Origin of the sequence: Paenibacillus polymyxa (genome assembly GCF_018614975.1) — a bacterium.
GTDB classification, from domain to species: domain Bacteria; phylum Bacillota; class Bacilli; order Paenibacillales; family Paenibacillaceae; genus Paenibacillus; species Paenibacillus polymyxa_E.
The window spans coordinates 70,420-86,055 of sequence record NZ_JAGGNR010000010.1 but is presented as its reverse complement, the minus strand read 5'-3'; the positions used below and the strand labels follow the sequence as shown (position 1 = coordinate 86,055).

16 protein-coding genes and 2 pseudogenes are annotated in these 15,636 nt (G+C 44.8%); 9 read left to right on the top strand and 9 right to left on the bottom strand.

What is annotated here, in order from left to right:
• Positions 1-68 precede the first annotated feature (68 nt).
• The 3 genes from J7E78_RS07790 (at position 69) to J7E78_RS07780 (ending at position 2,058) form a co-directional block, all read left to right on the top strand.
• Positions 69-554 (top strand): hypothetical protein, encoded by a 486-nt coding sequence (locus tag J7E78_RS07790; protein WP_215075691.1) that lies wholly within the window; start codon positions 69-71, stop codon positions 552-554.
• Between the two features lie 248 nt (positions 555-802).
• Complete coding sequence (locus J7E78_RS07785) at positions 803-1,408, top strand: zinc metalloprotease (RefSeq protein ID WP_215075690.1); 606 nt, start codon at positions 803-805, stop codon at positions 1,406-1,408.
• 2 nt (positions 1,409-1,410) lie between these two features.
• Positions 1,411-2,058 (top strand): hypothetical protein, encoded by a 648-nt coding sequence (locus tag J7E78_RS07780; protein ID WP_215075689.1) that lies wholly within the window; start codon positions 1,411-1,413, stop codon positions 2,056-2,058.
• Between the two features lie 94 nt (positions 2,059-2,152).
• Here J7E78_RS07780 and J7E78_RS07775 read toward each other — a convergent pair.
• Both J7E78_RS07775 and J7E78_RS30180 read right to left on the bottom strand, forming a co-directional pair.
• Positions 2,153-2,335, bottom strand: a pseudogene (locus J7E78_RS07775) (transposase); the annotation flags it as partial.
• Positions 2,329-2,475 (bottom strand): annotated as a pseudogene (locus tag J7E78_RS30180) (peptidoglycan DD-metalloendopeptidase family protein); the annotation flags it as partial. The pseudogenes J7E78_RS30180 and J7E78_RS07775, both read right to left, overlap by 7 nt.
• Before the next feature lie 403 nt (positions 2,476-2,878).
• Between J7E78_RS30180 and J7E78_RS07765 the strand changes: the two are divergent.
• On the top strand, positions 2,879-3,271 hold the full coding sequence (locus J7E78_RS07765; RefSeq protein ID WP_215075688.1) for a hypothetical protein: 393 nt from the start codon (positions 2,879-2,881) through the stop codon (positions 3,269-3,271).
• A 108-nt stretch (positions 3,272-3,379) separates the two neighbouring features.
• On the opposite strand, the gene J7E78_RS07760 is transcribed toward J7E78_RS07765, so the two are convergent.
• Positions 3,380-4,915: a replication initiation and membrane attachment family protein gene (locus J7E78_RS07760; RefSeq protein ID WP_215075687.1), complete on the bottom strand. Its 1,536-nt coding sequence runs from the start codon at positions 4,913-4,915 to the stop codon at positions 3,380-3,382.
• A 391-nt stretch (positions 4,916-5,306) separates the two neighbouring features.
• Positions 5,307-5,600 (bottom strand): YuiB family protein, encoded by a 294-nt coding sequence (locus J7E78_RS07755; protein ID WP_215075686.1) that lies wholly within the window; start codon positions 5,598-5,600, stop codon positions 5,307-5,309.
• Positions 5,601-5,922: 322 nt separating this feature from the next.
• Here J7E78_RS07755 and hemQ point away from each other — a divergent pair, with 322 nt between their 5' ends.
• Positions 5,923-6,669: a hydrogen peroxide-dependent heme synthase gene (hemQ, locus tag J7E78_RS07750; RefSeq protein WP_215075685.1), complete on the top strand. Its 747-nt coding sequence runs from the start codon at positions 5,923-5,925 to the stop codon at positions 6,667-6,669.
• Between the two features lie 284 nt (positions 6,670-6,953).
• Here hemQ and J7E78_RS07745 read toward each other — a convergent pair whose 3' ends face one another.
• Positions 6,954-7,205, bottom strand: coding sequence for a hypothetical protein (locus tag J7E78_RS07745; protein WP_145325111.1), 252 nt, complete (start codon positions 7,203-7,205; stop codon positions 6,954-6,956).
• The gene (locus J7E78_RS07740; RefSeq protein ID WP_036605766.1) at positions 7,202-8,395 is read right to left on the bottom strand and encodes an NAD(P)/FAD-dependent oxidoreductase; all 1,194 of its coding nucleotides are present in this window, start codon (positions 8,393-8,395) and stop codon (positions 7,202-7,204) included. Before J7E78_RS07740 ends, J7E78_RS07745 begins: the two co-directional genes overlap by 4 nt.
• Positions 8,396-8,946: 551 nt before the next feature.
• Between J7E78_RS07740 and J7E78_RS07735 the strand changes: the two genes are divergently transcribed.
• Positions 8,947-9,921 (top strand): NAD(P)/FAD-dependent oxidoreductase, encoded by a 975-nt coding sequence (locus tag J7E78_RS07735; RefSeq protein WP_210437008.1) that lies wholly within the window; start codon positions 8,947-8,949, stop codon positions 9,919-9,921.
• 75 nt (positions 9,922-9,996) lie between these two features.
• On the top strand, positions 9,997-10,248 hold the full coding sequence (locus J7E78_RS07730) for a hypothetical protein (RefSeq protein WP_074096361.1): 252 nt from the start codon (positions 9,997-9,999) through the stop codon (positions 10,246-10,248).
• 21 nt (positions 10,249-10,269) lie between these two features.
• On the opposite strand, the gene sda is transcribed toward J7E78_RS07730, so the two are convergent.
• Positions 10,270-10,413 carry a sporulation histidine kinase inhibitor Sda gene (gene sda / locus J7E78_RS07725; RefSeq protein ID WP_017692430.1) on the bottom strand — a complete coding sequence of 48 codons (144 nt, stop codon included), beginning with the start codon at positions 10,411-10,413 and terminating at the stop codon, positions 10,270-10,272.
• A gap of 354 nt (positions 10,414-10,767) precedes the next feature.
• Positions 10,768-11,427 (bottom strand): YheC/YheD family protein, encoded by a 660-nt coding sequence (locus J7E78_RS07720; protein ID WP_215075684.1) that lies wholly within the window; start codon positions 11,425-11,427, stop codon positions 10,768-10,770.
• Positions 11,428-11,664: 237 nt separating this feature from the next.
• Here J7E78_RS07720 and J7E78_RS07715 point away from each other — a divergent pair, with 237 nt between their 5' ends.
• Complete coding sequence (locus J7E78_RS07715) at positions 11,665-11,919, top strand: hypothetical protein (RefSeq protein ID WP_017692428.1); 255 nt, start codon at positions 11,665-11,667, stop codon at positions 11,917-11,919.
• Between the two features lie 26 nt (positions 11,920-11,945).
• A complete protein-coding gene (locus J7E78_RS07710; RefSeq protein ID WP_215075683.1) occupies positions 11,946-13,475 on the top strand; it encodes a Ppx/GppA phosphatase family protein in 1,530 nt (509 codons plus the stop codon).
• Here J7E78_RS07710 and ppk1 read toward each other — a convergent pair.
• Positions 13,435-15,516, bottom strand: coding sequence for a polyphosphate kinase 1 (gene ppk1 / locus J7E78_RS07705; protein ID WP_215075682.1), 2,082 nt, complete (start codon positions 15,514-15,516; stop codon positions 13,435-13,437). The two genes, J7E78_RS07710 and ppk1, sit on opposite strands and share 41 nt — an antisense overlap.
• Between the last annotated feature and the right edge of the window lie 120 nt (positions 15,517-15,636).

Below are 15,636 nucleotides of genomic sequence, written 5' to 3'. Positions count from 1 at the left end.
TTCTGGTTATCATTACGTTTATTTAGGTAACGAGTACCAAGGAGGGGTTTGTCATAAAAGTAAAGACAATGTATTTTATTCTCAGTGTTGTAGTGTTATTTTTACTATCAGCTTGCGCAGGTGGTGTTACTGGCTCTAGTCAGCAGAATGATCTAGGTGAACCTTATCGTATGGCGTTGGAGGAGTTAATCTCAACAGATACGGCTCTTAATGAAAACATGGAGTACATCTCATTAGATTTTGATAAAGAAATTCCATTAAAGGATTTTGATAAGAAAAGCATTGAGGATTACCTTCACAGCAAATATAACGCAAAAATTTATAACCTAACCTATGAAGAATTGATTGAAGAAGGACTGTCTGAACAGTCTGAAAACACGCTAAAAGGGATTTTACTGAAAATTGAAAAGCAAGAGAAGGAATCAGATAATAACATTGCCATAGATGTCAGTAAGTATCGTGCCAATGAGGGGTCGCTCTCTGCAAAAATAACATTAACCTATGAGGAAGGTAAATGGAAAGTTGCTACTCATACTCCTACAAGGGAAAGTTAAAGGATATAATTTTTTTCCAGTGAGAGTACTAGGAAAAGTTTACTATGACAATTATCGAAGTAGCCCTTTTGGGCTTTTTTTGTCCGTATTTTCTGGAGTATATACCATTCCTAAAGGTATACCTTTACAAACAAAAAAAACTTCAAATAAATTGAGAATTATAATTAAAATATGGAAACATTTTGCTTGTATATTGCGTCTATATAGTGATTGATTAATTTTAATATAATTCCAAAGGAGGAAATGTATTGGTAATCTCGAAATGGGGAAAAAAATTATTCGTCACCTCAATGTCAGTTGCGTTATCTTTAATGGCAGTAACGGCAAGCGCTGATACCGGAACCGCCCATATTAAAATAGGTTCTATATCAGGTGGGGCAAGCAACATTACCTACTGGGTCGATTCATCTGTAGCATCATACGGACACAACGGTGCTGTATCTAACGCAATAAGTAAATGGGACGCAGCATCATCCGGAATTTCCTTTAGTTCTGGAAATTCCTCAGCTGCGAACTTAAAATTTTATGCCGGGGAATATGTGCTTCCTGCAGGTGTTCTAGGAGCAACAGGTTACTTCTATACCACTGGACAGCAAATTGGGGCTGGAGATGTAACAAATGGGCAAAACTATCAAATTGCTACCGTTACATTAGATGCTGGTTGGACGAGTGGCTTAGACCAGGATCAGAGATTCATGAATGCTGGACATGAGGTCGGTCATGTACTTGGTATGAATCACTTTGAAAATTCACCTGCACACTCTGGCGAGCATTGGATGAAATCAGGTGCATTTAAAATGACTTCACCTTCAAGTATTGATTTAGCTCATGTAAGAACAAAATGGGGGTGGTAAGCATGAAGAAAACTATGTTATGGACAACTGTTGCTTCCTTAGCAATTGGGATAGGAATAGTCTCATATTCAACTAGTTCTTCTGTAGATAGTCAGAACAATACTACTGTTCTAAGTAAAAATGTTCAAAGCAAAGTTGATTTAACCGCTAAAAAATCGGCTCCATCTGTAGTGAGTACAGATAAAATCGAAGCTAACCATATAATTTTCACAAATGCCGATGATGCAGAATCTCAATCAGATGCTGTAGTTAGAGTCATTGCAACTGGTGAGAGCAAAAATGTCATTGAAAACTTTGATTGGGGACCATCTGGTAGAACAGAAACTAAAGTTAATGTGGTCCAGGTATATAAAGATTCACCAAAACAGGAAATCGGTTCAGAACTTGTAACTTTCGAACCTTCCTATGTGACTGAAGGTAAAGAAGGTCCCATTAGACTGAATTATGAAGATTACACATTAATGCAAGAAGGTAATGAATATATTTTATTTCTAAAGTGGAATGAAAAACAGGGTGCATATTGGGTTAATTCTCTGGAACAAGGTAAATTTGAAATATCCGGAGCGGATATGGCAGAAAAAACGATGCAAGCTTCGAATGATCAATATAGCGAACTGAAGAAAAGTGTACTGGAAAAATATCAACAATAACTAGCACAAAGGGGCTGTCTCAAAAGCCCTTAAAAAAACGTATCGGCAAAAAGAAATAACACTCATACGTTCACAAAAAGGACAAAGCAGAGGTTTATCCTGCTTTGTCCTTTTTGCGTTTTTCCGTCATTGCGGCTTTTTTAAGCAGATTGTGGGCAAGGCAAAGCCACCCGACCTCCAGGCTTACTTTTTGCAAGCCGCGAAGCAGGAATCTTCGGAATCCCCGGTTGTTTTTGATTTGTCCAAACACACTCTCTGGCTCCGTCATCCACCTTCTGCGCCAACAGACGAAATCATAGGATCTAATGTAGAGAACCGGGTTTCAATGCGGTGTACCGCAGCTAACAGGTTCCAAGGGACTCCATATTTTTGTGCAGCAGCTTGGTAGATTGGAATATACTCCGCTGGAATCTCAGATTCCCCGAGCTGCGAAATAATCCCGCTCCCCCATCCACCGCCGCCGTAATTCCCTTCAGAAGAATCCGAGCTGCTGAACATCATGACCATAATCATAAGTACAAACAGCGCACCCACAAAAAGAATCGGAATCAAGGCCAGCCCGCCCAAGATAGTAAATTTCTTCATGGGTTCCACGCCCTTGAACGTACACCTAGATCATCAATCTTCCACTTGCCATCTATCAATTTGACCTTAATGCTATACCAATAAGGATCGTTAGCATTTTTGCAACGATCCCTATCGTCAGTCCGCTAGTTGAAATAATCAACTGATTACTTTGATACCTGCCGACTATGAATCTCCATCTAATGGATGGATTACTACCCAAGTAGAAAAAAGTGCCGGCAGCAACCTCACTCTCGTGAACCTTAAAACAGGAAATTACACAATTATAAACGAACGTCTTGAAACGGCAGGTAAACAAAATGTAGAAACCATTTCATCATACAATTGGTCACCAAAAGAAGACATCATTGCATTTTCTTATGGAAATACGGAGAAAAGCACTTTGGCAATATACGACACTAAGAAAGACCGTTTTGTTTATCTCCCTCGAGCAACCAACTATATTAGCACCGGTTTAATTTTATGGCATAAGAACGGAAAAAGTATGGATTATATTAGTGCGTATCCTTCAGATAAATGGATTCTTTTCAGATACGATACAGGAAGCAAAAAAGTTAAGCCTGTAAAAAGAATCACAAAAAAGGAATTTCAGCAGTGGTTTAAATTAGATAAATATCCTGCAAAATAATAAAAAAATGATTGAACGTAAAATACGTTTCTTCAGTTCAACTTATATAGCAAAAAGGCGAGTCTCCATTAATCGGAGGACTCGTCTTTTTGGTTTTATTATAAATATTTAAGAAGTTCCTTTTTGCTTACTCGCTTGCATCTGCTGGGCAAATCTCATCATCTCTTCGAACTCTTCCTCAGATACGGCATCCCCATCGGTGCTTATGTCTTGTACAATCGGAATTTCGGGCTTAGCTTTGGTTCCTTTGCCGTATGTACGGGTACGGGTTCCAGCTGCACCAGCAGCCTGTTTGCCTTTGACCTTGGCCTGATCACGGATATATTGAACTGCTTTCTCATATGAGTTCACCTGTTTAAGCAACATGTTGGAGGCAATGGCCTCAACGAAGTTACGGTTAATCCGCTGCTCTCCGCCGGATACAAGCAATGCCATCAAATAATGAATCAATACATTGATGACTTCACCCGGCAACTTGTAACTCAGATCAATTTTCTCAAATATATCGATGAGATTGTCCGGTACTGCGCCCGGGAAAAATGTCTGCAACAGACGTGTGTATGGCTCATTGCGTAACATCATATTGTACTGATGAATATCACACTTGGTCATAAATTGTGGAGGTACTTCGACGTAATATTCCATCTGTACCCCATGCTCAACAGGTGGTTCACCGGAGTCTTCTTTGCGCTCTGGCTCCTCCATATGCTGTCTCAATGCCACAACCTTGGCTGCCTGTACAGTCTGTTGCTCATGACGCTTCTTCGTCTGTCTGAACTGCATGCTCGCCTTATGCTGAAGATCATCCAGAATCAGCTGGCCCTGCGGACTGAAGATATCATCTTCATCCAGCAGACGGCATACATCCTGCACACTGAGGTTAAACTTGTTGACTACATAATTTACAATGCCCAGTTGTTCATGATCGAAACGCAACTGTTCTACATGACGACGATTGACCGACTCCCGCGGGAAACGCAAAATAATGTCGGCATAGTTCAAACTGTTTTCTTCCGCTGCATCATTCGTGCCGTTCCGCTGAGCCGTCGTTGATACTTCCGACAAAGCCTGCTCCAACTCGTAATCAATCACATGGGTATTCAATTCAAATATATCGTAAAAGGGAACAGAAATATTCTCTTTATTGGCTGCCGGATAAGGCGCGTCCCCATTTTCCACTGCCGAGAAACCGGAACGCAGGGAAAGGACTGCAAATTTACCAATCTTGTCACGAAGCAGCAGTGTCAAATGCTGTGTTCGGAAAAACTCTGCCGGAGAGAGCGGCGGTTGCAGCTCATATTCGTAGATGTAATCATCATTTTCCGGTATATATAGCCGTGAAGTCTGAAGTAGTCCCACTGCCTCAAGTTTGGATGTCTGCTCTAACAAATATTTACGCCCCTTCTCGCTTGGCTCCAATCCAAGCGTCATGAACAGCCTCCGTTGCTGTTCAAGCGGCGAATAACCGACCTGTTCACCGGGAAGATGCTGAAACAACAGCCGATACAAGCCAACCGCAAAAGCACCTACCATGGGCTGATATGCTCCTGTAAGCATACGGTCATCCAGGGCGCTAAGTCCAAACTCCCTGTATACGCAGTAGCGATGATGTTCAGTATAATGGTGCAGATTCTTCATGCGCATAGCCTGATCTCCTTCTCCCCAAATGTGTGTTTATCTATTCTATCATAAATGTCTGATCCTCAAATGCTCAAAAACAGGTAAAAAGATGGCCTGTTCTCGCTCCGTTTCGTCCTAGGTCGACATCATTCACGTTTTCGCCGAATTCAGTAAATTTCTAAAATAAAAATGTCGAGAGCCGCTAGAATACTATAAAAGCTGTAGCCGCAGAATACAAGGGAATATCTGAAGAGAATGTTCTCCAGATGTATATGAAGTACAAGTGTACAATAATCCTTCTAAATATAAATAAACAGCAAAAAAGCCTTCCCTTTGTACTCGTAAGCGTTTACGACAAAGACAAGACTTTCACGCGATTACCAGTCAGGCATGTGTTATCTCTTTCCTCAGCAAACTAAAACATTCTGTACCCACCCAAACGCAACTTCTGGATCGTCCAGCCACTGATTACCGCGCCGGCCAGCCCGGCGATGCCCGTCATATAGTCTACAATCTGAAAGGAACCCAGATGTGACATCAGAGACGACGAATGATCCCATAGAGAGTACACGACGACAGGCAAAATCACAATGATGAACAGATAGGAAGGAAACCAGGTGGTCTTCATCAGCATGTTCAGAATGAAACCGATACCAAACATCATAACGAAAAATAATACCATCAATACCAACACAGGTATAAATTGCATCGGGCGACATTCACCTCTTCTTTCACACTTTCGGGTTTCACTTCTGGATAGTAGTTAGTGTACCGCAAAAAATGTGGCGAAGCAACGAACTTTCTGGACAAATTTCCCTGTATTTATACTCTGTTCATTTGCCCTTCTGCTTCATATTGGGATACAATGAGAACGATAAAGTACTCACCCGTCCCTTATAGTGCGTGTTCAAAAAGACTGGTTTTCAGTGATGCTGATGATGCCACAAGGCATGATTCGTAATCAAAAGCGGACTTTTTGAACAACCTCTTATAGGGATTTGGAAATATACCTTGCAGGAGGAACACAACCAATGAACGAAGCCGCATCAACACTGGAGGGCTGGTATGCCCTGCATGATTTTCGCTCGATTAACTGGGCCGCCTGGAAAGCAGCAGATGATGAAGAACGTGCGGTAGCACTGGACGAGCTGGAGGAATTCTGGAAGGAATGGAAAGAAGTCGAGGATTCATCCAAAGGAAGTACAGTCGTGTATACGGTTGTCGGTCAAAAAGCAGACCTTGTCATGATGCATCTGCGTGAAACGCTGGAAGATCTGAAGGCTGTTGAGAACGCGTTTAACAAAACGATGTTTGCCCAATACACAACCAAATCGTATTCATACGTCAGCGTAGTGGAACTGAGCAATTATCTTGGCAAAGAAGGCGAAGACCCGATGCAAAATCCGGAAATTATCGCCCGTCTGAAACCTGTTCTGCCACAACGGCAATACATCTGTTTCTATCCGATGAACAAAAAACGTGAGCTGAATGACAACTGGTACATGCTGTCCATGGACGAGCGTCGCACCATGATGCGCAGTCACGGCATGATTGGTCGTAGCTATGCGGGTAAAGTGAAACAGATCATTACCGGCTCCGTCGGTTTCGACGATTGGGAATGGGGCGTTACGCTGTTTGCGGATGATGCACTTCAGTTCAAAAAACTCGTCTATGAGATGCGTTTCGATGAAGTTAGCGCCCGTTATGGCGAATTCGGTTCGTTTTATGTGGGAAGTCTGTTGAACGAAGGAACACTGGAAGACATGCTTAAGCTGTAAAATAGTGCAAAGCAAAATAAAGCACCGCGACTTATCCTGTAAAGGATACAGCCGCGGTGCTTTATTTTGTATCAATATTCTACTACCTCAAGCTTGATTTAGATCTATATTGTTTGAACTATTTATTTACACAAAAACGGAAAGGACAGAAAAAACCTGAAAAAGCGAAGCTACAAGCTTTCTGCAAGAAAGCTGCATCGGAAGCATACGCTATCACCGGATTTTCCCTTTAACAAAAGGGAATCAAAAAATCTGGGGATAACAGCGATTGGAAGGTTATGTCTCTAATCTTGCTCCTCATCTACCGCTTTCAGCGATTCAAGGAACTCGGCTGTGGCCCGATCACGGTCACGCCCCTTCTCTTTAAGCCGCTCAATCGCGGGCAAAATGAGAATATCCACTTCTTTCTGCACGATATAGGCCAGATCATACTGGTCCTGTTCCTCCAGATAACCACCGACCTGCATCAGGGCGTTGTATCGATCCAGTTCCTCACGTGTTAATAGTCCCCGGACCTGAACACTGCAATGTCTCATCCAAAAAACCGCCCTTTCTTCAGGACTAACGGAATACCACCAATAATGAACAGATAACGCAGATCAACCAGCTTCTTCAACTGAGCCGCTTTCCAGCCTTTGTATTTCTTGCCGCCTACAACGGCAATGGCTTCACCTTTACCCAATGAGGCAACCGTGCCTTTGCTCGTAAATACAAAAGGTTGTGGCTGTTTCTTGCGAATGGATGCCACAACGTTCTTGGCGCAGTTCACACCCTGCTGCATCGCAATCTGGGCTGTTGGCGGATAAGGCCGCCCTTCCGCGTTAAAGACAAGTGAATTATCACCAATGACATAGACATGCTCATGTCCAGGGGCACGCAGATAATCATCTACCTTCACCCGTCCTCGCATCACTTCAAGACCTGCCTGTTCCAGCAGTGAGTTACCGCGAATACCGCCGGTCCATACGACTGTAGCCGCATCGAGCTTTTCACCCTCACCCACAATAACCCCGTCCGGGAGACATTGCTTGATTGGAACACCAATTTTGAAAGTAACACCCTTCTTCTTGAGCACATTCATCGCATGTTCTACCAGTTCCGGGTCAAATCCAGGCAAGGCCGAAGGCGCCGCCTCTACATTATAGATGTGCACATGTTTCGGATTCACGTCGAACTCCTTGCACAGCTGTGGAATACGATCTGCAAGTTCAGCTACGAATTCTACACCACTGAAACCCGCTCCACCTACAACAAACCGAATACGATTTCGTTTGTTATCGTTTTTGTACATCGCAAATTGATATTCGATGTGTTCTCGAATCAGTCTGACCGAGTTAATGCTGCGGATTGTCATGGCGTGATCCAGCATGCCCGGAATACCAAAGGTCTCAGGCTCACCGCCTAGTCCAATAATCAGATAATCATAGGATAACGTGCCGTCCTCCAGAATAATCTTCCGATCCTGCAGACGAATCTCCTTCACGGAAGACTTGACCAGATCAATCTTGAACTCATCAATCAGCTTCGAAATAGGGACTCTTGCATGCTCAATGGTATCCGTGCCGGCTGCCGGCATATGTAGATGTGTAGTAATATAATGATAATCATGCCGGTTCACCAATGTGACGTCGGCCTCGTTATAATTCAATTCCTTCTGCAGCCGCTGGGCTGTCAGAATCCCGCCATAGCCCGCACCGAGGATGACGATTTTGGGAATACTGCTCATGTCTATACCCCTTCCGGTTTCACTTGCATCAGCCCGATCCTGGGTGAGATGCAAAATGCACATACTTACAAATATTGATGAGGTCTTGCCCATTATGACGACAAATGTTAACTTCGCGAATTTATTTAAACGTTTGCATCAAAATTGATACGTTTGCACGCAAGTTATCGTTTCAAGTTGTGAAATTAACCACAAGATTCTACAAAACATGGGATCTGTCTTCATATTACATATTGACTCTAAATTAGACAAAAAAACACATAGTACAGGTCAAGGATATCTGTATTTGTAGTAAAGATCAAGGTTTTTTTTGTTATTTTTCATAACCTTTCATTTCCAATTTCATCCTATTCTCATCTGATCTTCATCAATTGTTCCCAGTTTCGTGACGCCGCTAACTTTGCAACCCTGAATACACCGTTTATAATAGGAAAGACAGTTCAGCACCCCTGCCGGTTACGATACGTAGCCTGCACATTCTTTCTGTTAACTACCTATTAAAATATGAAAGGTGTTGTTGATTCTTGACTGCACAGAATTCCAGTCATGATATGACTGATTTGCTTATTATCGGTGGAGGCCCTGCGGGTCTGTTCGCCGCGTTTTATGGTGGGATGCGTCAGGCATCCGTTACACTGGTGGAAAGTATGCCACAGCTTGGCGGACAGCTTGCCGCTCTTTACCCGGAGAAATACATCTATGATGTAGCCGGATTCCCGAAAGTAACAGCTCAGGAACTGGTGAATAACCTGGTTGAGCAAATGAGTCATTTTAACCCGAACATCCGCCTTGAAGAAAAGGTTGTATCGGTGGAGAAAAAGGATGAGCAACATTTCGTCGTGAAGACGGATGAGAATGAATATCATGCCAAAGCCGTCATTATTACAGCTGGTGTAGGTGCATTCGAACCACGTCGCCTGGAGCTTGAAGGTGCTGCCAAGTTCGAGAAGAGCAACCTGCACTACTTCATCAGTGATCTGAATGCCTTCGCTGGCAAAAAAGTACTGATCAGTGGTGGCGGTGACTCCGCGGTAGACTGGGCTCTCATGCTGGAGCCTATCGCTGAGCAAGTGACGCTGATCCATCGCCGGGACAAGTTCCGTGCACATGAGCACAGTGTAGAAAACCTGATGAATTCCAAGGTAAATGTTGTTACACCGACCGAAATCACAGAACTTCACGGGGATGACACCATTACCAAGGTAACCCTTTCCCATGTGAAAACTAAAGAAACTCAGGAAATTGAAGTAGATGATGTGATCGTTAACTTCGGATTTGTCTCTTCTCTTGGACCGATTGCCGAGTGGGGTATCGAAATTGACAGTAACTCCATCGTTGTTGATTCCCGCATGGAAACATCTATTCCAGGAATCTTCGCTGCCGGAGATATCACAACATACCCGGGGAAACTGAAGCTGATCGCTGTCGGATTCGGCGAGGCCCCAACAGCCGTCAACAATGCGAAGGTATACTTCGATCCGGATGCCAAGTTGTCCCCAGGACACAGCAGTAACATGAAACGCTAGTTTTGCTAAAATCACATATTTGATACAAAAAAGGGTATCTTACTCCTGAGTGAATCCATATCAGGAGGGATACCCTTGTCTTATATATGCCCGCTGTGTAACGGTCTGGTTGTACCGGAGCAGGCTTGCCCCCACTGCCTTCAGGGACTGTTAGAATGCGGCAAATTGGATGATTACACCGGACCATACAGCCCCTACGTATTCCAACCTTCCTCTGACACGGCAGACGAAGTCGAAAACGTTTGCAATCATGTGATGTACTGTCACCATTGTCAGACGAGCACGCCATGGCCTGTCTCACTATGGGACTTGTCCGGAAACCTGTAACATTGCCTGCAATGAGGATCTCTAGTGTAGAATGGCAGATACGTCGGTACCCAGTTTGCGCTTATGGATTTCTGCCAACAGCAGTGCGATGAAATCTCGTTCGAGATTCAACTCAATCGCTTTATGGTAGGAATCCAACAACATCTCATCGGATAACATAGCCATTTCCCGCCACAACCTTTCCTTTTTTTTCCTCAAAACTATCATATCAGAGATTCATATAGAGAACAAGCGTTCTTGTTATCCACAATGATATGTGGAAATCCTGTGCATAGTTTGTTGATAAATGGAAAAAATGTAGAGTAATCAACGTGTATAGTGTGGACAATATTATGCACAGGAAGTTTGTACTACTATGAGAACGTTTATCAGCGTAATTTTTTTGGAATAAATTCATAGTTTCAAGACTTGTTGCGAGTAAATTACCCGGTAATGTAAAATTTCAAACGTTTTTCATACCGTTTTCTTCTATATATTATCGGTTTTTCTTTGATTTTCTTGAGCTTTCCCATTCATTTTCTATTGCGGTCTGGTATTCACTTCCAGAATCCAGATCTTGCCTGAATAATCCAGTCCATAATCAAATCCAAGCTGACCTACCCCAGGGAACTGGCTCTCCATAATGTACGTACATGTCAGTGTAAGTGAACGCATCTCCCGGCGTTTGTGCCGACCGGATATATGTGGCAGGGATAAACCAAGAGCTCGCCTTCCTGATAACATGGTGCCACCCTTGCTCAGATTCGTCACACAGAGTCCGGGACGAGCCAGTCGCCCTACTAAGGAACGGAATACCCAGCCTCGTTCGGTTTTGACAACTTTGACTCTGTAATCAACAGGTCTCCCTTGAATCGTTGCCAGATGAATGCCTTGCTGGATCAAGTACCTGCGTCTAGCCTTTACACGCACCAGAGAGCGATACATCTGGCTGAAACTGGCGTAAGAACGGGTCGTTTTCATATGGGTGTATCGATAAGCCCCACCGCTTGCCGATACCCGGATGACACCGTAACCACCGCCTCCTACAATAGGTTTGACATACACCATTCCATAACGACTGAGCATTTGCAGCAGATTACCCGAGTTGAATGCCTTGGTCTGTGGGATATGGACAGCCGCTACCGGGTATTTCATCAGAGCCGCTGTCTTCCGCCATTTGCTTGCAAGTTGTCTCGACATGGGTTGATCTCCTTCCTTGAAACAATAGTCCTTCCTTATACATACTCAACAGAAGCCTTGCTTTCTTGGATGTCTGTCCACGGCAATGGCCCCTTTTCCATGGAACCTGTCCCAGGGTGATGGCGGAAACGGGAACAAGCGCCCGGTTTGCTTTTCAAACAAGTCAATCTGTCGTATGCTACTAAGGAATGGCTTGGAAGGGCTTAAATATGAGGATCTAAGGAGCGTTCAGAACAAATGGAAGCATTTTTCAAATCACTTTATGGCGTAGCCTATTTTGCAATGTCGATCGTTCTGGTAGCCGTTACGGTACTTCTCTTTGTCACAGGTATTCGACTGTTTATGCAAAAGCGTAATCGCGGCTTTGCCGTGAGTTGTCTTATATTTGCCTGTTTCATTGTCTTTATCATTGTTGTTATGTTAACTACGCCATTCTCTGCAACACCACCGGGTTCACCGGAAGCCATGGCTGCCCTTCTTCACTTCGGGTAGTTGAACCTCTGTAGAAGGAGATGCTTATGACACGTACTAATGAAACCTTAGGAATTATTGATATAGGCTCGAACTCCATTCGTCTAGTTATCTATGAACTGGATCAGGAAGCAGCCTATCGCATCATTCATGAAGACAAATACGCCGCTCGTCTGAGCAGCGTTGTTGAGTCCGATGGAACCATTCTGCGCCATTCTCTGGATAAAGCCATGACCATCTTGCGTCAATTCAAAGCGACCTGTGAAGCGTATCAGACCAAACTGATTCGTGCAGCAGCTACCGCAGCCATTCGTAATGCAAGCAATGTCCTGGAGATTATTGAATGGCTGGAGACAGAGACGGGGCTTACCATTGAATGTGTATCGGGAGATCGGGAGGCCTATTATGGGTTCCTTGGTGTCACTCAATCCATTGAACTGGCAGACGGTTACGTCGTTGATATTGGGGGAGGCAGCACAGAGATCACAGTCTTTCGGGATCGGAAGAGGTTACATAGCATCTCCCTCCCCATTGGTGCAGTGAATTCACATGCCCGTTATGGGGGTGAAGATCAGTGGACCGAGGAGAATGCAAATGCATTGTGCAACGAAGTCACTGAAGCTCTCCGTGGACAGGATTGGATTCGTGAGCATCCCGGCCTGCCACTCATCGGACTTGGCGGCACAATGCGTACCCTCGCCAAAGTGGAACAGAAGCGTACCCAGTATTCTTTGCCTGTCACCCATCATTATGAGATCAGTGAGGAAGCGATGGAGAACATTGCTCGCTCCTTGCCACATCTCACCTCGGCACAGCGCAAAAAGGTACCTGGGCTCGCCAAAGATCGCGCAGACATCATTGTGCCCGGCGTACTGATCCTGCGAACCGTCTTCCAGTTAATACAGGGAGATCGTTATGTGGTTAGTGGTGCGGGTCTACGAGACGGCTTGTTACGTGATTACATGGCTGGAGGTCAACCGGTCGTTCCGGACGCGCTGAAGGACAGTATCCGCAACTTTATCCATTTTGGTCCGCCTATTCCAGAGAAACGTCTGCAACGGATTCATCAGGATACGGTCACCCTGTATACGGCATTACAAGGTAATCCTCCTGATCAAGCAGATGCCCGAATCCTGTATGCATCCTCCATGCTGCACATGGCAGGTAAACAGATTAACTATTTCCGTTATACGCAGCACTCGGCCTATTGGATCATGAATGCAAGCATCTATGGACTTTCTCATCGGGAGACCATTCTAAGTGCCAGTGCAGCTGATTATCATCCCAAAAAAAGAACGCCCCAGCTGCTGAATAAGCACCGGGACATTCTGAAAAATTCGGATGAGCGGCATGCTCATCGTATTGGCTCTGTGCTGCGCGTGGCGGAAGCCATCAATCGATCCGAAAGCATCGCTGCGATCGAAGCAACAAAAGAAAACGACTCGCTGCAGGTGCAATTCACCTGTACAGCTGAGCCGTTACTGGAACTTGATGGCCTGGAAGAGGCCGTCAAGGATCTGAAGGAAGCCTGGGGAGTTACGTTAACGCACTCCATTCAGCAGGCTTCCAAGGGATAATACCCATGGCCTCCGTCTGACTTCTCAGCGGGGGCTTTTCATTTTTTACAAATACATAATTGCCACCAGGCATAAGCTCTCTGGCTTTGACATTATCCATAAGGGACAGATTAAGAATATCGACCAGCATCTTCTTCAGCTCTGGATCGAATACGGGACACATCAGTTCAATTCTTCGATTCAGGTTACGTGTCATCCAGTCTGCACTGGAGATGTATACATCGGGGTTGCCGCTATTTTCAAAATAAAACAACCGTGAATGCTCCAGAAAGCGATCCACAATGCTAATGACCCGAATATTATCACTGAGTCCCTCCACACCGGGACGCAGACAGCATACGCCGCGCACGATCAGATCGATCTGAACTCCAGCCTGAGAAGCCTCATACAATTCATCAATCATGTCCTGATGAGATAAGGAGTTGATCTTGGCAATGATTCTGGAAGGTTTGCCTTTCAGCGCATGCTCCGTTTCTCTACGAATCAGTGCAAACAGCTCATCTTTCATACCATCTGGAGCTACGCGGAACGCCTGTAATGCCTTCGGACCGGAATATCCGGTAATCTCATTGAACAATTCGGATGCATCTTCCCCAATAATGGGATTAGAGGTGAACAGTCCCACGTCCGTATACACTTTGGCCGTACTCTCATTATAATTACCGGTTCCTACATGAACATAACGTCTCAGCCCCTGCTGTTCCCTGCGTACGACAAGAATGATTTTGGCATGGGTCTTCAGTCCAACCAGTCCATATACCACGTGACAACCGGCCTTCTCCAGCTTACGTGCCCACGCAATGTTGCGCTCTTCATCAAACCGGGCTTTCAATTCAACCACAACCGTGACCTGCTTACCACTCTCAGCAGCAAGTGCAAGTGCCGGAATAAGGCGTGAATCACCATTGACCCGATATAATGTCATCTTGATGGCCAGAACTCTTGGATCTTCCGAAGCCTCCAAAATAAAATCAGTAACCGGTTCAAACGATTCGTACGGGTGATGCACCAGTACATCACGTTTGCGCAGCAACTCGAAATGACTTTCTCTTGGCAGGAACTCCGGTGGATAGACAGGCTTCACCGGACTGTATTTCAGATGTGAGAAACCTTCCAGACTATCTACGAATCCAGCCAGAAAACTCAGATCGAGTGGCCCATCAATTTCGTACACCGGGTCCTGGATATCGAATTCATCCTGCAATTCGAGCAAGGCATCCGGACGAAAATCCTTGCAGACCTCCAGTCGTACAGGAGCTCCTCGGCGTCTGCGCCGCAATTCCTTTTCAATAGCCTCAAGCAGATCTTCCGCTTCTTCTTCATTAATGAACAGATCCGCATTACGGGACACACGGAATTCCTGCGCAGCAAGCGAGATATAACCGCTGAAGAGCGTGTGGATATGATGTTTGATCAGGTCTTCAATCAGGATGAATGTTTTCTTTTTGCTATTCGCCCGAATGGGAGCCTGGACCATCCGCGGTAGATTGGAAGGCACCTGAACAATAGCCATAAACGGCTCGCCCTCTTGTTCCCCTTCCTTCTGCAGCATCACGGACAGATAGACAGACTTGTTGTGTACCAGCGGGAACGGACGACTCTGGTCTATCGCCATCGGTGTGAGTACCGGAAAAATAATTTCATGAAAGTACTGGTCCATTGCGCGCTGCTGTGTCACATTAAGATCTGTATATTCCTGAATGTTTACGCCCTTCTTGGCGAGTAGACGAATAAGTTCATGATAGGTTCTATACTGCTCGGTGACCATGGTCCCGATTCGTTTGATCAATCTGCGATACAGTCCCGAAGGCGTATACCCCGTAAAATCCTTTTGCGTGAATCCGGCCTTGATCTTCTCCTTTGTCTCCGCCACTCTTACACTGACGAACTCGTCCAGATTACTGGCGACAATGCCGAGAAATCTCATGCGTTCCAGCAGAGGCGTTGTTGGATCCTGGGCCTCCTGAAGTACGCGCCGATTAAATTCAACCCAACTCAAATCACGATTAACGTAGTTGCCTGTTTTGACGTCTCTATGCATGTATGGCCTCCGAATGTGTTGCATATCTATTCTTGGTTAGAAGTTCTCATATAATTGTACTATTCGTAATCAACATCAAGCGTCAGCGCAGTGTAAACGCTACGTAAAATTTATGTAAAT

Bases quoted from the DNA above. Each gene is read 5' to 3' on its own strand.
- J7E78_RS07755 (WP_215075686.1), bottom strand. From the start codon at position 5,600: ATGCAATTTATACCTGTGTTGGTATTGATGGTATTATTTTTCGTTATG.
- J7E78_RS07760 (WP_215075687.1), bottom strand. From the start codon at position 4,915: ATGCGCATGAAGAATCTGCACCATTATACTGAACATCATCGCTACTGC.
- ppk1 (WP_215075682.1), bottom strand. From the start codon at position 15,516: ATGCATAGAGACGTCAAAACAGGCAACTACGTTAATCGTGATTTGAGT.
- J7E78_RS07790 (WP_215075691.1), top strand. From the start codon at position 69: ATGTATTTTATTCTCAGTGTTGTAGTGTTATTTTTACTATCAGCTTGC.
- J7E78_RS07780 (WP_215075689.1), top strand. From the start codon at position 1,411: ATGAAGAAAACTATGTTATGGACAACTGTTGCTTCCTTAGCAATTGGG.
- J7E78_RS07745 (WP_145325111.1), bottom strand. From the start codon at position 7,205: ATGAGACATTGCAGTGTTCAGGTCCGGGGACTATTAACACGTGAGGAA.
- sda (WP_017692430.1), bottom strand. From the start codon at position 10,413: ATGGCTATGTTATCCGATGAGATGTTGTTGGATTCCTACCATAAAGCG.
- J7E78_RS07715 (WP_017692428.1), top strand. From the start codon at position 11,665: ATGGAAGCATTTTTCAAATCACTTTATGGCGTAGCCTATTTTGCAATG.
- J7E78_RS07735 (WP_210437008.1), top strand. From the start codon at position 8,947: ATGACTGATTTGCTTATTATCGGTGGAGGCCCTGCGGGTCTGTTCGCC.
- hemQ (WP_215075685.1), top strand. From the start codon at position 5,923: ATGAACGAAGCCGCATCAACACTGGAGGGCTGGTATGCCCTGCATGAT.
- J7E78_RS07740 (WP_036605766.1), bottom strand. From the start codon at position 8,395: ATGAGCAGTATTCCCAAAATCGTCATCCTCGGTGCGGGCTATGGCGGG.
- J7E78_RS07710 (WP_215075683.1), top strand. From the start codon at position 11,946: ATGACACGTACTAATGAAACCTTAGGAATTATTGATATAGGCTCGAAC.
- J7E78_RS07720 (WP_215075684.1), bottom strand. From the start codon at position 11,427: ATGTCGAGACAACTTGCAAGCAAATGGCGGAAGACAGCGGCTCTGATG.